Origin of the sequence: Phytopseudomonas seleniipraecipitans (genome assembly GCF_900102335.1) — a bacterium.
GTDB classification, from domain to species: domain Bacteria; phylum Pseudomonadota; class Gammaproteobacteria; order Pseudomonadales; family Pseudomonadaceae; genus Aquipseudomonas; species Aquipseudomonas seleniipraecipitans.
In genome coordinates, this window is sequence record NZ_FNBM01000010.1 from 70,857 (window position 1) to 85,214 (window position 14,358).

Annotated in this window: 9 protein-coding genes; 5 read left to right on the plus strand and 4 right to left on the minus strand. The window is 62.5% G+C overall.

The window, feature by feature from the left end:
- Positions 1 to 43: 43 nt before the first annotated feature.
- Positions 44 to 2,182 carry an acetyl-CoA hydrolase/transferase C-terminal domain-containing protein gene (locus BLS60_RS18720; protein WP_092371058.1) on the plus strand — a complete coding sequence of 713 codons (2,139 nt, stop codon included), beginning with the start codon at positions 44 to 46 and terminating at the stop codon, positions 2,180 to 2,182.
- Here the strand turns inward: BLS60_RS18720 and BLS60_RS18725 are convergent.
- From BLS60_RS18725 to rep, 3 genes are all read right to left on the minus strand, one after another.
- A complete protein-coding gene (locus BLS60_RS18725; protein ID WP_070882673.1) occupies positions 2,166 to 2,738 on the minus strand; it encodes a xanthine phosphoribosyltransferase in 573 nt (190 codons plus the stop codon). The genes BLS60_RS18720 and BLS60_RS18725 overlap by 17 nt on opposite strands.
- A 165-nt stretch (positions 2,739 to 2,903) precedes the next feature.
- Complete coding sequence (locus tag BLS60_RS18730) at positions 2,904 to 3,386, minus strand: UPF0158 family protein (protein ID WP_092371060.1); 483 nt, start codon at positions 3,384 to 3,386, stop codon at positions 2,904 to 2,906.
- Positions 3,387 to 3,654: 268 nt separating this feature from the next.
- Complete coding sequence (rep, locus tag BLS60_RS18735; RefSeq protein ID WP_070882675.1) at positions 3,655 to 5,664, minus strand: DNA helicase Rep; 2,010 nt, start codon at positions 5,662 to 5,664, stop codon at positions 3,655 to 3,657.
- 284 nt (positions 5,665 to 5,948) lie between these two features.
- On the opposite strand from rep, the gene BLS60_RS18740 reads away from it, so the two are divergent.
- Positions 5,949 to 7,616, plus strand: a complete 1,668-nt coding sequence (locus BLS60_RS18740) for a putative bifunctional diguanylate cyclase/phosphodiesterase (RefSeq protein ID WP_092371063.1) — start codon at positions 5,949 to 5,951, stop codon at positions 7,614 to 7,616.
- Positions 7,617 to 7,646: 30 nt separating this feature from the next.
- On the opposite strand, the gene BLS60_RS18745 is transcribed toward BLS60_RS18740, so the two are convergent.
- A complete protein-coding gene (locus tag BLS60_RS18745; RefSeq protein WP_092371066.1) occupies positions 7,647 to 9,023 on the minus strand; it encodes a NorM family multidrug efflux MATE transporter in 1,377 nt (458 codons plus the stop codon).
- A gap of 139 nt (positions 9,024 to 9,162) precedes the next feature.
- Between BLS60_RS18745 and BLS60_RS18750 the strand changes: the two genes are divergently transcribed.
- From BLS60_RS18750 to BLS60_RS18760, 3 genes are all read left to right on the plus strand, one after another.
- Complete coding sequence (locus BLS60_RS18750; protein ID WP_042553247.1) at positions 9,163 to 10,083, plus strand: LysR substrate-binding domain-containing protein; 921 nt, start codon at positions 9,163 to 9,165, stop codon at positions 10,081 to 10,083.
- A 455-nt stretch (positions 10,084 to 10,538) separates the two neighbouring features.
- Positions 10,539 to 12,515 (plus strand): methyl-accepting chemotaxis protein, encoded by a 1,977-nt coding sequence (locus BLS60_RS22010; protein WP_092371069.1) that lies wholly within the window; start codon positions 10,539 to 10,541, stop codon positions 12,513 to 12,515.
- A 621-nt stretch (positions 12,516 to 13,136) separates the two neighbouring features.
- Positions 13,137 to 14,300, plus strand: a complete 1,164-nt coding sequence (locus BLS60_RS18760) for a type III PLP-dependent enzyme (RefSeq protein ID WP_070882680.1) — start codon at positions 13,137 to 13,139, stop codon at positions 14,298 to 14,300.
- Positions 14,301 to 14,358 lie beyond the last annotated feature (58 nt).

Sequence of the window (14,358 nt, forward strand, 5' to 3'; positions counted from 1 at the left end):
GCAGTCCAACGACCACTGCCGTGACCATTGACTGGAGAGCTGCATGCCGCACGTGTGTTCGATCGAGCAAGCTGTCGACCGTGTTCTGAACGAGATCGACGGGCCCATCCACCTCGGCCTGCCACTGGGCCTGGGCAAGCCCAACCGTTGGGTGAACGCACTCTATGCGCGCTTGCGTGAGTTGCCCGAACGCCAGCTGACCATCTACACCGCCCTGTGCCTCGGGCGGCCGCGTGCGGGGCAGGATTTGCAGCGGCGTTTTCTCGAACCCTTCGTCGAACGCGTATATGGCGACTACCCAGAACTGGATTTTCTCGCCGACCTGCAGGCCGACACGTTGCCCACCAATGTGCGCATCGAGCAGTTTTTCCTGCAGCCCGGCAGCCTGCTCGACAGCGCGCCCGCACAGCAGGATTACACCAGCAGCAACTACAGCCACGCCGCTCGCGACATCAACGCCAAGGGCGTCAACGTCGTCGCACAACTGGTCGCCGAGGACGCCGAGCGCACTGGTCATTACAGCCTGAGCTGCAACCCCGACATCACCCTCGATCTGTTGCCGCTGCTGCAGGCTCGCCGTGAGCGTGGCGAAACCATCCTCTGCCTGGCCCAAGTGCATGAACGGTTGCCCTATATGGCCGGCGACGCGGAATTGCCGCGCGATATCTTCGACATCCAACTGCAAGAGCCCGAAATTACCACACTGTTCTCCACGCCCAATATGCCGGTGACGGTGCAGGACCACTGCATCGGCCTGCATGCCAGCGCGCTGGTGCGCGACGGCGGCACCCTGCAGATCGGCATTGGGGCGATGGGCGATGCGGTCAGCGCGGCGCTGTTGATGCGCCACGCCGACAACCCACGTTACCGCGCGGTGCTGGCCGATCTGCATGAGGGGCAAGCGAACCCGTTGGTCGCAGCTCTGGGTGATCAGCAGCCGTTCAACAAAGGCCTCTACGGTTGCAGCGAAATGTTCGTCAATGGCCTGTTGGCGCTCGCCGAATCGGGCGTGATACGCCGTGTGGTGTATGCCGACCTGCTGGTGCAGCGCCTGGCCAGTGCCGGGGCCTTGGATAAGCACGGACAACCGCGCAGCGTGCAGGCTTTGCTGGACGCTGGTCTGCCCGAGCGGTTGGACGAAGCCGGGCTCGCCTGGCTGCAGGAGAGCGGGCTGCTGGCCGCCAACCTCAAGTTGCAGGGCGAGAACCTACTGCTGCCGACCGACCAGCAGTGCTCCACTGAATTGTCCGATCCGCTCAGCCAGGCTGCGCTCAAGGATTATCTGACCCCGGCCAAGCCAGGCGTGTGCGTGCATGGCGGGTTCTTCCTCGGCCCGCAATCCTTCTACCAGCGCCTGAGCGAGATGGACGCGCAGCAACGCGGTCGATTCGGCATGACCGGCATCGGCTTCATCAACGAGCTGTACGGCCAGGAGGAGCTCAAGCGCCTGCAGCGTGTCGAGGCGCGCTTTATCAACAGCGTGTTCACCGTCACGTTGCTCGGGGCCGCAGTGGCCGATCAGCTCGAGGATGGCCGCGTGCTTAGCGGTGTGGGCGGGCAATACAACTTCGTTGCCCAAGGCCATGCCCTGCCTGATGCGCGTTCGATTCTGCTGCTGCGTAGCTGGCGTGAATCGGAAGGCAAGGTGAGTTCGAATATCGTCTGGGACTACGGCCACGTGACCATCCCACGGCACCTGCGCGACGTGGTGATCACCGAATACGGCATCGCCGACCTGCGCGGCAAGACCGACGCCCAGGTGATAGAAGCCCTGCTGAACGTCAGCGATTCACGTTTTCAGGAACAGCTGATGGGCCAGGCCATCGAGGCGGGCAAATTACCGAAGGGCTTTCAGCTCAACCCGCGCTTCACCGACAACACGCCGGAGGGTTTGCAGGCTGTGGCTGATCGGCATGTCGAGTCGTTCGCCGAATACCCGCTGGGCAGCGATTTCAGCGCTGAGGAGCAGGACTTGTTGCGTGCCCTGACCTGGCTGAAGAGCAAGTTCCGCCTGAGCGAAGTGTTGGAGCTGGGCAAGGCGGCGCTGGATGCGCCGCCTGCCGAAAGCTATCCGGAACACCTGCAGCGCATGGGCCTGCAGCAGCCCGATGGTTTGCGCGAGGAACTCTACCAGCGCTTGCTGCTGGCCGGATTGCAGGCGACCGCTATTCGAGAAAGGTGACCTTGCCGCCAGCCAGAGATTGGATGCGCGCCAGGGATTCGATGCGATAACCCTCTGCATCCAGCGCGGCGCGGCCACTCTGGAACGACTTCTCGATCACCACACCAATGCCAGCGATGCTGGCGCCAGCCTGGCCGACCAGGTCGATCAGCGCCTTGGCAGCGTGGCCGTTGGCGAGGAAGTCATCGACCAGCAGTACGTGATCGTCGGCGTTCAAGTGCTTAGAGGAAATCGCCAGGGTGCTCTCGGTCTGCTTGGTGAACGAGAACACCTTGGAGATGTACAGGTTGTCGGTGAGCGTCAGCGACTGGTATTTGCGGGCGAAGATCACCGGCACGCCGAGTTCCAGGCCGGCCATTACCGCCGGCGCAATACCCGAGGCCTCGATGGTGACGATCTTGGTGATGCCCTGATTTTTGAAGCGCTCGGCAAACTCGTGGCCGATCTGCTGCATCAACTGTGGGTCGATCTGGTGATTGAGAAAGGCGTCGACCTTGAGCACCTGCTCGGACAGGACGGTACCTTCACTGCATATCTTCTGTTTCAACGACTCCACAATCGATCCTCTGGGCTCAAGAGCAAAGCGGCGGATTTTCGCTCAATTTGCCGCGCATTTGTAGCAAAACCGCATACAAGATTGCCGCGTGTCCGACGGCTGACGCGCATGTGGCCTGGTAACTGCTCAACGCATTGCCCTATGCCGGCCCGCGTGAGCCCAGGCTCAGGCGCTCTTGGTCAGCCGGCGCAGAATGTCCTTGGGAATGCCGCGGGTGTCCATTGGCAGTTTGTCCGGCGCCGGTTCTAGGCCTAGCTCGAACAGCCAGTTGAGGGCGTATTCGCACAGCTGTTTCTGTTCATAGGCCTGCCATTGTTGGCGCAGGGCGGGAAACTGGTCGATCTCGTAATCGAAGGCCCGCAGCGGCTTTCGCCCGGTCAGCGCTGCGCTGAGCAGCGGGTGCGCGTTGACGTCGTTGAGAGTGAACAGAAAGGATTCGCGCATGGCCACGCGCTGCGCTACGTCGAGGTTGGGCACGGCCGCGTAGCGGTCGGGGTGCAATTCGATCTGCTGGCGCTCGTCACTGCCTTGGTCTTCCGGCGACAGCGTCAGCACGCTGCCAGCTTCTATGTCCAGCCAGTGCTCCAGGGTCTCGCGACCATTGATCAAAAGGGTCAGGGTATCGAGGTCGAGAGTGAGCGTGCGCATGGTGCTATGCCTCTTGCAGAAGGAGCTTCACAAATAACGGGCTGGCGGCGGGGGCCGGCTTCTCACTCTGACTACGAAATCCTATTCAGGTGCCGGGGCAAGGGTGAAAGCTGGTAGCGCGAGCGTTGCGCTCGTGTCCGTCAGAGACGCGTTTTCCCGGGTGTCGCTTCGCTCGACCCAGGCTACGGGTGATCAGTAGCCTGGGCTGAACACTGCGATATCCGGATGATGTGCGGTTGTTTATCCCGGGTATACAACGCGCAAACGGTCAGCGCTTGAGCATCGCGCGCATGTTGGCCAGGGCATCGTTGCCACGGGCGGCTTTGACTTCCACGGGTGCTTCCTCCATGCCTTCCCACACCAGATCCTCGGGCGGCAGTTCGTTGAGGAAGCGGCTCGGCGAGCAGTCGATGATTTCGCCGTACTGCTTGCGCTTGGCGGCGAAGGTCAGCGCCAGGTTGCGTTTGGCGCGGGTGATGCCCACGTAGGCCAGGCGCCGTTCTTCCTCGATGGTGTCGGCTTCGATGCTGGAGCGGTGGGGGAGGATTTCTTCTTCGAAACCGATGATGTACACCGAAGGGAATTCCAGGCCCTTGGAAGCGTGCATGGTCATCATCTGCACGCCGTCGGCACCTTCTTCCTCTTCCTGCTGGCGCTCGAGCATGTCGCGCAACACCAGCTTGCCGATGGCGTCCTCGATGGTCATGTCACCCTCTTCATCCTTGTCGAGGGTGTTCTTCAACGCGTCGACGAGGAACCAGACGTTGCCCATGCGCGCATCGGCGACCTTGTCGCTGGAGGCGTTCTGGCGCAGCCAGTTCTCGTAGTCGATGTCCATCACCATGCTGCGGATGGCGGCAATCGGCTCGTTGACCACGCACTGCTCGCGCACGCCGTCCATCCAGCGTTTGAAGCGCGCCAGGCGGTCCGTGTAGCGGCTGTCCAGATGCGCACCCAGGCCAATTTCGTCGCTGGCGGCGTACATACTGATCTTGCGTTCGTTGGCGTAGTTACCGAGCTTTTCCAGGGTCGTGGAGCCGATCTCGCGGCGCGGCACGTTGATCACCCGCAGGAAGGCGTTGTCGTCGTCCGGGTTGACCAGCAGGCGGAAGTAGCTCATCAGGTCCTTCACTTCCTGACGGGCGAAGAAGCTGGTGCCACCGGACAGGCGATAGGGAATCTGGTGGTGCTGCAGCTTGAGCTCCATCAGCTTGGCCTGGTAGTTGCCGCGATAGAGAATGGCAAAGTCGCTGTAGGGCCGCTGTGTGCGTAGGTGCTCAGTGAGAATTTCCAGGGCCACGCGCTCGCACTCGGCGTCTTCGTTGCGCGTGCGGATCACACGGATCTCGTCGCCCATGCCCATCTCGCTCCACAGCTGTTTCTCGAACGCGTGCGGGTTATTGGCGATCAGCACGTTGGCGCACTTGAGGATACGGCTGGTGGAGCGGTAGTTCTGCTCGAGCATCACCACCTTGAGCGACGGGTAGTCTTCCTTGAGCAGGTTGAGGTTCTCCGGCCGCGCGCCGCGCCAGGCGTAGATCGACTGGTCGTCGTCGCCGACCACGGTGATCTGGTTGCGCATGCCCACCAGCAGTTTCACCAGCAGGTACTGGCTGGAGTTGGTGTCTTGGTATTCGTCGACGAGCAGGTAGCGGATGCGGTTCTGCCACTTTTCGAGAATGTCCTGGTGCTCCTGAAACAGCTTCACCGGCAACAGGATCAGGTCGTTGAAGTCCACCGCGTTGTAGGCCTTGAGCGTGCGCTGGTAGTGCAGGTAAACGATGGCGGCGGTCTGCTCCTTCGGCCCGCGGGCATTGGCCAGTGCCTCGTCGGGCAGAATCAGGTCATTCTTCCAGCTGTCGATGGTGCTCTTGATCTCATCGGCGCCGTCGTCACCCGCGTACTCCTTCTGCATGATATCGGTGAGCAGCGCCTTGATATCGCCGTCGTCGAAAATCGAGAAACCGGGCTTGTAGCCCAGGCGCGCGTACTCCTTGCGGATGATGTTCATGCCCAGGTTGTGGAACGTCGACACCGTCAGGCCGCGGGCTTCGGGCCCCTTGAGCAGCGTGCCGACGCGCTCCTTCATCTCGCGCGCGGCCTTGTTGGTGAAGGTCATGGCGACGATGTGCTGGGCGCGGATGCCGCAGTTCTGCACCAGGTGGGCGATCTTGCGGGTGATCACGCTGGTCTTGCCGGAGCCTGCGCCAGCGAGCACCAGAAGAGGGCCGCCGACGTAGTTCACGGCTTCTTGTTGCCGGGGATTGAGTCGGGACATCGTGTCTATCGCGAAGGGAAATGGCCGCGCATTTTAGCTGAAAGTTGCCGTGCGTTCGTGGCTTTGATGGCGCGACCGACAGCCGCGCGTGGTCATCCTGCGCCAAGTTCGCTGACACGCCACGACAATGCCGATTGGCGGGGAGTTTCATCGCTGGGCTTGTCGGCTGTGCTGGTTTATCGCAGGATGTCCCGCGGTTAACACGGAAGTACTTGATTTGACGCCGGATTGGCGCACTCAGGGGCGGTTTTTCGCCCGTATTTTCGTGCATCGGGGGGAGCTTCTTGAGCGCATTCGTCGAGCCATTACGCCTGATCCTGCTGGCGGAAACGTCGCTATGGGGCGAGTTGCTGCACGAACGTCTGGAAGCCCTTGGCGACCCGGCACCGTTGACCTGCGCACCTGACTGGCCGACCGTCGAGGCGCTGCTGGAGCACCATCCGGATGGGGTGTTGCTGACCACGCCGGCCTATCTCCCTACCTCCGAACACTGCAGCGCACCGATCATCCTGCTGCTGGAAAACGAGCCTGACGTAGCGCCGGACCCGGCCTGCGACTGGCTGGTACGCGACCAGTTGAGCGATGACGTAGTGCGCCGCTGCCTGCGCTATGTGCGCGGCCAAAGTCGCCTGCGCGCCACGTTGCATGACCTGACCGAGCAGGATGCGCTGACCGGTATCGCCAATCGTCAGGGCTTTCAGACGCTGCTGGCGGCGCGGCTCGGTGATCACAGTCGCCGCGGTTTGGCGCTGGTGCACCTGGACCTCGACCACTTTCACCAGGCCAACGACACCCTCGGGCACCGTGCCGGTGATCACTTGATTCAACAGGTGGTAGCCCGCCTCAAGTTGCACCTGGGGCGCGACGACCACTTGGCGCGTTTAGGCGGCGACGAGTTCGCACTGCTTCTTGATCGCGACGATCCCGTTGCCGTTAGCACGTGGGTGCAGCGCGTGGCGGACGCGCTCGGCGAGCCTTACTGGGTCGAGGGCGAAAGCCTGCTGCTGGGCTGCAGCCTCGGTGTCGCCCGGGCCAAGCCGGTCAGCAACGCCGACACGCTGATGTGGCATGCCCATGTGGCCATGCAGCAGGCCAAGAGCCGCGAAGGCTGCACCTTCCACCTTTATGACGAGCGCCTGGATCGCGACATGCGCAGCCAGGTCGACCTGCAACGCGAATTGCGTCGCGCCCTGCGCCGCGAAGAATTGCAGCTGCATTACCAGCCACGGCTGTGTTTGCACACGGGCCGCATCGTCGGTCTGGAAGCACTGGTGCGCTGGAAGCACGACCGCCTCGGCCTCCTGATGCCAGGCTCGTTCGTGCCGCTGGCCGAGGAATGCGGGCTGATCGTGCCGCTTGGCTACTGGGTGATCGACCGCGCGCTGCGCGACATGCAGTGGCTCAGCGAGTGCGGTCACCCCCAATTGCACATGGCGGTCAACCTGTCGTTCCGCCAGTTTCAGGACAGCCAGCTGCTGCCGACTCTCGAGCGCCTGATCGGCAGCTGCGGCATCGATGGTCGCTGGCTGGAATTCGAACTCACCGAAACCGCGGTAATGCGCCGCTGCGACTATGTGCAGCAGACCATGGGCCGTCTCGGTCATCTCGGCGTACGTTTCTCGCTGGACGATTTCGGCACCGGTTTTTCGTCGTTCGAGCACCTGAGCAACCTGCCGATCGCCTTGCTGAAGATCGACCGCAGCTTCGTCACCGGTATGGAGCTCAACCCGCAGAGCCAACGGCTGGTGCAGGCGATGATCAACCTCGCCCACAACCTGGAACTGGAAGTGGTCGCCGAGGGCGTGGAAAACGCCGAGCAGTTGCAGCTGTTGCGCGAGTTCGGTTGCGATCAGGTGCAGGGCTATCTGGTCAGTAAGGCGATGTCGTTGGCCGAGCTGGCGCGCTTTCTGTCGGCGGGCGTGCACCAGTCGCTGCGCTGCGGTCGATCCTAACCGCTGCAATCCGGATTCGCAGGCAGCCGCTTATGACAGGTAGGCCTGCATGGCTTTCGGCCGCTGCAGGCGCGCAGTCTTCCAGCGAAAGCCCAGCACCAGGCCGCTCGCCGTTACCGCCAGGCCCGCAGCCAAGCCCCACCAAACGCCGTGGGCGCCCCAGCCGGCGGGGAAGGCCAGCAGCCAGGCCAGCGGCGCGCCAATGCACCAGTAGCCGGTCAGCCCGATCACCAGAGTCAGGCGACCGTCGTTAAGGCCACGGATCGCGCCCATGGCGATGCTCTGCAGGCCGTCGAACAGCTCGAACCAGGCGGCAATCGCCAGCAGGCTCACCGCCAGGGTGACGATATCGGCGAACGCCGGATCGTGGCGGTCGAGATACAGGCCGATGATCCATTCCGGCAGCAACCAGAACGCCAGAGCGAACAGCAGCATCAGCACGGCGCCCATACCCATGCCCAGGTGGCCAGCCAGTCGCGACAGGTGCAGGCGGTCGGCGCCGTAATGCATGCCGACCCGAAAGGTCACCGCATAAGAAAGACCATGGGGCACGATAAAGGCCAGGGCGACCGACTGCATGGCAATCTGGTGCGCCGCCAGCTGCACGCTGCCCAGGGCGCCCATGCACAGGGTGGCGAAGGTAAACAGGCCTTGCTCGGCCGCGTAGGTGCCGCCAATCGGCAGGCCAAGGCGCAGCAGGGCGCGGATTTCGGCGCGCTGCGGGCGACCCAGGCCGCCGCGCAGCTTGTAACGCTGGTAGCTCGGCGACATCAGGATGTACAGCCCCAGGGCCAGCGCCATGGCGCTGCTGACCAGCGCGGTGGTCAGACCGATACCGCTCAGGCCCAGGTCTACGCCCAACCAGCCTTTGATCAACGCATAGTTGATGACAAAGTTGGCAAGGGTGCCGACGATGCTGATGGTCATCACCGGGCCGGGACGGCCGATGGCGCTGGTGAAGCCGCGCAGGGCCATAAAGCACAGGTAAGCGGGCAGGCCCAGCGACAGCGGGCGCAGGAAATTCATGGCCTGGCTGGCGGCGTCGGGGTCCTGACCCAGGTGCGGCAGCAGCGGGCCAAGGCCATTGAGGCACAGCGCGCTGATGACGCCCAGCAGCAGGGCCAGCCACAGGCCGTTGCGCAGCAGGCGAGTGACGCCCTCCGGGTCGCCAGCGCCGTGGCGAATGGCGATCATGCTGCCCACGGCGGCGATCACCCCCGTGCAGAAGATCGAGAAAATGAAGTAGCAGGTCGCGCCCAGCGCGCCGCCGGCCAACTGCCCGGGGCCGAGCATGGCCATCATCAATGTGTCGGTGAAGATCATCAGCGCATGAGCCAGCTGCGCGGAGATCAGCGGGCCTGCCAGGCGCAGCAGCGCACGCAGCTCGTGAACAAGGGGATTTTTCATGATGAGTAAAACTTCGGTAGGGTAACCATCCCCAGACTGTCGGGAGATGAGCAATGACGGCTATTCTCCGGTTTGTAGCCAGTGCCCACAAAAGGAAAATAGCGATGCCAGGCATGATTAAAACTCATGGTTCAGTGCAGTGACGCGGCGCTTGCCACCTCTCTATGCCCTGCGCGCCTTCGAGGCCGCCGCGCGGCATTGCTCCTTCACCCGTGCCGCTGATGAGCTGGCGATCACCCAGAGCGCAGTGAGCCGGCACATTCGCAGCCTGGAGGATTACTTCGCCTGCCGGCTGTTCGAACGCCGCGGCCGGGCGGTGCACCTGACCGAGCCGGCGAGTCTGCTGCTGCCGGGCGTGCACGAAGGTTTCGAGTCCCTGGAGCGGGCCTGCGCGACCCTGCTCGTGGAGGACGGCACCTTGCGTCTGAAGGCGCCTTCGACCCTGACCATGCGCTGGCTGCTGGCGCGCCTGTCGCTGTTTCGCGCCCGGCATGCTGGCCTGGAGGTGCAGCTCACCAGTGCATGGATGGATCTCGATCGTGTGGATTTTCTCCATGAGCCTTTTGACTGCGCCGTGTTACTCAGCGCAGGCACCTTCAGCAACGAATGGCATAGCGTGCGGCTGTTCGAGGAATGGCTGATCCCGGTGTGCGCGCCTGCTGTGCTCGGCGAGCAGCCGTGGGACGTCAGCCGCCTGCAGCAGGCCGAACTGGTGCATCCGACGCCCGATCGGCGTGACTGGCGCCGCTGGCTGCAGGCCATGGGCCTGACCGACCAGGTGTCGCTCAAGGGCGGCCAGGTGTTCGACACCCTGGAACTGGGCATCGTCGCCGCCGCCCGTGGTTACGGCGTGTCGATCGGCGACCTGGCCATGGTCGCCGAGGATGTGCTGCTGGGCCACCTGGCACTACCCTGGTCGACCGCCGTGTCCAGCGGCGAAAGCTATTATCTGGTGTGGCCCAAGGCCCGCCGTGGGCAGGAGCGTTTCGGGCGGTTGGCCGAATTCTTGCTCGCCGAAGTGGCGGCCATGCAGTTGCCCGAGGTCGAGTTGCGCCGCTAAGGGGCTGTTGCCGTTTCAACGCGAGCCGCGTTTGCCGCGTTAAATCTTGCCAGGCAAGGCGGAGGACGTAGGGAATGGCGTTCCCTTTTCAAGTCCTCAACGACGCATGGTGAGATGTAACGCGCGACCTGCAGGGCCGGGCCAGTTTTGCCGCGACGCAGCGTTTCTCGCCGGCTCATTTAGCTCACTGAACTTCGCGGCTCGTGCCTTGCCTCGCGGCAAAGCTGGCTGCGTCGCGGCCGTGGGTGAAACGGCAACAGACCCTAGTAATTGCTGAAACCGTTCATCGACGAGAGGTTTTTATTTACTCGACGTAAAAAATGATGTCATTGCGTCATGACGGCCATTGACGCACTAAAGTACTCAAGTATTCTCCGCGCTCGCCGATTCCTGGCTGTACAACTGTCTATTCAATTGCCCTCGTCATGGATGATAAGAGGGCTCGGAGATGCTTCATGACTCAACCTCGTTCCCGTATCGCCTGGCAACTGGCGACGGCCCTTGCTGCCATGTTGGTGCTGCTGATCAGCGTCAGCACCGTATTCGCCCTGCGTTCATTGAGCAGCGCCAACCTCGTCACCCGAGAAGAGCACCTCGGCAGCGAAGCACGCCTGCTGGCTGACCAACTGACGACCTTCCACAGCAGCCTGCGCGAGAGCACCCAACGCCTTGCCGGTCTGTTCGAGCGTCGTTTCAGCAGCGGCTTGCGTGTCAGCCCGGACGAACGGGTTACGGTCGGCTCCCTGCAAGCGCCCGCTCTGTACCTGGGCAGCACGCAGCTGAACAACAACTTCACCGAGGTTGACGAGTTCAAGCAGCTCACCGCCGGCGTGGCGACCATCTTCGTGCGTGACGGCGATGACTTCGTGCGTGTGACCACCTCGGTGGCCAAGCAGGACGGCAGCCGCGCGATTGGCACGGTACTCGACCGCAACCATCCGGCCTATGCACGGCTGCTGGCCGGCAACAACTATGTGGGCCGTGCGCTGCTGTTCGAGCGTTTCTACATGACCCAGTACACCCCGGTGCGTGACAGTGCGGGGCGGGTTATCGCTGTACTGTTCGTCGGCTTCGATTACACCGATGCACAGAACGCCCAGTTCGCGGATCTGCAGCGTTTCCGTATTGGTAAAACCGGCTCGTTGGCACTGCTCGACGATCAGGGCAAGTGGCTGGTGCCGCCTTTCGCCGCGCAGCGTCCTGAGCAATTGAGCGCCAACATGTCCAAGGTCCTCGGTAAGCCGGGTGAAGGTGGCTTCTGGAACGACGGCGAGCAGCAGTTCTACAGCGTTGCCGTACCCTTCGCCGGCGGTCCGTGGACGGTCGTGGCGAGCATGCCGGAAGAGGAAATCCAGGCGGTGACCTGGCGAGTCGGCAGCCAGCTGGCAATCGGCAGTCTGGTCACTCTGGTGCTGGCGGTGCTGGCGGTCATCTGGCTGCTGCGTCGCAAGCTGCGTCCACTCGGCGATCTGGTTCGTCAGGCCCAGGCACTGGGCGCGGGCGACTTGAGCGTACGCCTGGATGTCACCAGTAATGACGAGATCGGCGAGCTGTCGCGCAACTTCAACCAGATGGGCGCAGCCCTGTCGACCATGGTCGAGCGCGTGCGCGCTGCTGCCGGCAACGTCAATCAGCGTGCAGAAGCGCTGTCTGGTTTGTCGCGCGGCGCCTATGAAGGCATCGAGCAGCAGTCCGGTGAAATCAGCAGCATGGCGGGCGCGGTGGAAGAATTCAGCGCCACCTCGCTGAACATCGCCGACAACATGCGCAGCACCGAGCGCATGGCCAGCGAAAACGCCAGCCAGACGCGCATCGGCCGCACCTCGATGGAAGAGGCGTCCAACGCGCTGGAGCAGATCTCCACCTCGCTGAACAGCGCGGCCAAGGTGATCGATAGTCTCGGTCAGCGTTCCCAGGAGATCGGCGGCATTCTCAGCGTCATCACCTCGATTGCCGACCAGACCAACCTGCTGGCGCTCAACGCCGCCATCGAAGCGGCACGTGCCGGTGAGCAGGGCCGCGGCTTCGCGGTGGTTGCTGATGAAGTGCGTAGCCTGGCCGGTCGTACCCGTGAGGCAACCACCGAGATCTCCAGCATGATCGGCAGCATTCAGGGTGAAACCAGCAGCGCCATCAGCACCATGGAGCAAGGCCGGCAGTTGATGCAGAACGGCCTGGAGCTGAACGCCAAGGTGGCTGCTGCGCTGGCTCAGATCGCCGAGCAGACCAACGACGCCGGCGAGCAGTTCGCCGCCATCACCACCGCGACCAGCGAGCAGAGCAGCACCGCCACGGTGCTCAGCAGCAACCTGCAGAGCATCGCCCAGGCCAACGGCGAGCAGCGTGAAGTGATCGCCAATCTGGCTCACACGTCCAAGGAGTTGGAGACCCTGGCCAGCGATCTGCACCGCGAGGTCGAGCGTTTCCGCTAAGAACCTTGTTGAAGCCTGCTGCGCGTCGGCTCTGCGGCGTTAAAAACAGACTCGGAATGCTTATTTACACCAGTAAACTCCGCCTCCTCGTCTGTTTTCGCCTTGCATTGCTCCAGCTCGCGAGGCTTTGAGCGGGCACTAAGGCGTCGCTGACCTTCGGCGGCGCATCGGCCGCTGTCACCGTCGTGCAATTACCCCGTGTCAGGCTTATCGCCGGGCACGGGGTTTTTCGTTATGGGGTGTCGGCATTTGTGCAGCATTTCGCGGTGCATTGTGTGGAATCCAAAACGCTTGGGAAATGACTGCGCGATCAGGGCAATTTTTGATTGATCTGAGCGGGGCATGGTCTTAAAGTCCGCGCCGAACGTCCATGCTGGCAACGATCCATCCGGCTCAAGTACTGACGACGAGAGGTTGCGCCGCCTGCTTTTCAGGCACGGCAATTCTCGGCGACATGCCTTGGGAAGTAGGCGAACCAAAGTGGGGAAACTGATCAGACGTTCCAAGCCTGGCGACAGGCTTATCGGCCAATTGCACGATTGGCCGCCCCCATAGTTGAACCTGTGCCCGGTTCAACTGCCCGAAACCTAGTGTTCATGGTTTAGCCATCTGGAGTCCTGCATGTCGATCAAGGTCGAAGATTACTACCCGCGCGAAACCTTCAATAAGATGAAGGCGTTCGCTGACCAACATGAAACCCCGTTCGTGGTGATCGACACCGCGATCATCAGCCAGGCTTACGATGACCTGCGCGCCGGCTTCGATTTCGCCAAGGTGTACTACGCCGTCAAGGCCAACCCTGCCGTGGAAATCATCGAGCTGCTCAAGGACAAGGGCTCCAGCTTCGATATCGCTTCGATCTACGAGCTCGACAAGGTGATGAGCTGCGGCGTTGGCCCAGAGCGCATCAGCTACGGCAACACCATCAAGAAAGCCCGTGACGTTCGTTACTTCTATGAGAAGGGCGTGCGCCTGTTCGCCACTGACTCCGAAGCCGACCTGCGCAATATCGCCAAGGCCGCGCCGGGCTCGAAGATCTACGTGCGCATCCTTACCGAAGGCTCGACCTCGGCCGACTGGCCGCTGAGCCGCAAGTTCGGCTGCCAGACCGACATGGCCATGGATCTGTTGATCCTCGCCAAGCAGCTGGGCCTGGTGCCGTACGGCATTTCCTTCCACGTGGGTTCGCAGCAGCGCGACATCGACGTATGGGACGCCGCCATCGCCAAGGTCAAGGTGATCTTCGAGCGCCTCAAGGAAGAAGACGGCATCGTTCTGCAGATGATCAACATGGGTGGCGGCTTCCCGGCCAACTACATCACCCGCACCAACAGCCTGGAAACCTACGCCGAGGAAATCATCCGTTTCCTCAAGGACGACTTCGGCGACGAGCTGCCGGAAATCATCCTCGAGCCAGGCCGGTCGCTAATCGCCAACGCCGGCATCCTGGTCAGCGAAGTGGTGCTGGTCGCGCGCAAGTCGCGCACAGCCGTCGAGCGCTGGGTTTACACCGATGTGGGCAAGTTCAGCGGCCTGATCGAAACCATGGACGAAGCCATCAAGTTCCCCATCTGGACCGAAAAGAAGGGCGAGATGGAAGAAGTGGTCATCGCCGGGCCGACCTGCGACAGCGCTGACATCATGTACGAACACTACAAGTACGGCCTGCCGCTGAACCTGGCCAGCGGTGACCGCCTGTACTGGCTGTCCACGGGTGCCTACACCACCAGCTACAGCGCCGTGGAATTCAACGGCTTCCCGCCGCTGAAGTCGTTCTACCTGTAAGCCTTCCGGCTGACCCAGGCGCCCGCACCCGTTGCGGGCGTTTTCGTTTCTGCGGCTT

Coding starts and splice junctions, on each gene's coding strand:
- BLS60_RS18720 (WP_092371058.1), top strand. CDS start 44: ATGCCGCACGTGTGTTCGATCGAGCAAGCTGTCGACCGTGTTCTGAAC.
- BLS60_RS18730 (WP_092371060.1), bottom strand. CDS start 3,386: ATGCGCACGCTCACTCTCGACCTCGATACCCTGACCCTTTTGATCAAT.
- rep (WP_070882675.1), bottom strand. CDS start 5,664: ATGTCCCGACTCAATCCCCGGCAACAAGAAGCCGTGAACTACGTCGGC.
- BLS60_RS18745 (WP_092371066.1), bottom strand. CDS start 9,023: ATGAAAAATCCCCTTGTTCACGAGCTGCGTGCGCTGCTGCGCCTGGCA.
- BLS60_RS22010 (WP_092371069.1), top strand. CDS start 10,539: ATGACTCAACCTCGTTCCCGTATCGCCTGGCAACTGGCGACGGCCCTT.
- BLS60_RS18760 (WP_070882680.1), top strand. CDS start 13,137: ATGTCGATCAAGGTCGAAGATTACTACCCGCGCGAAACCTTCAATAAG.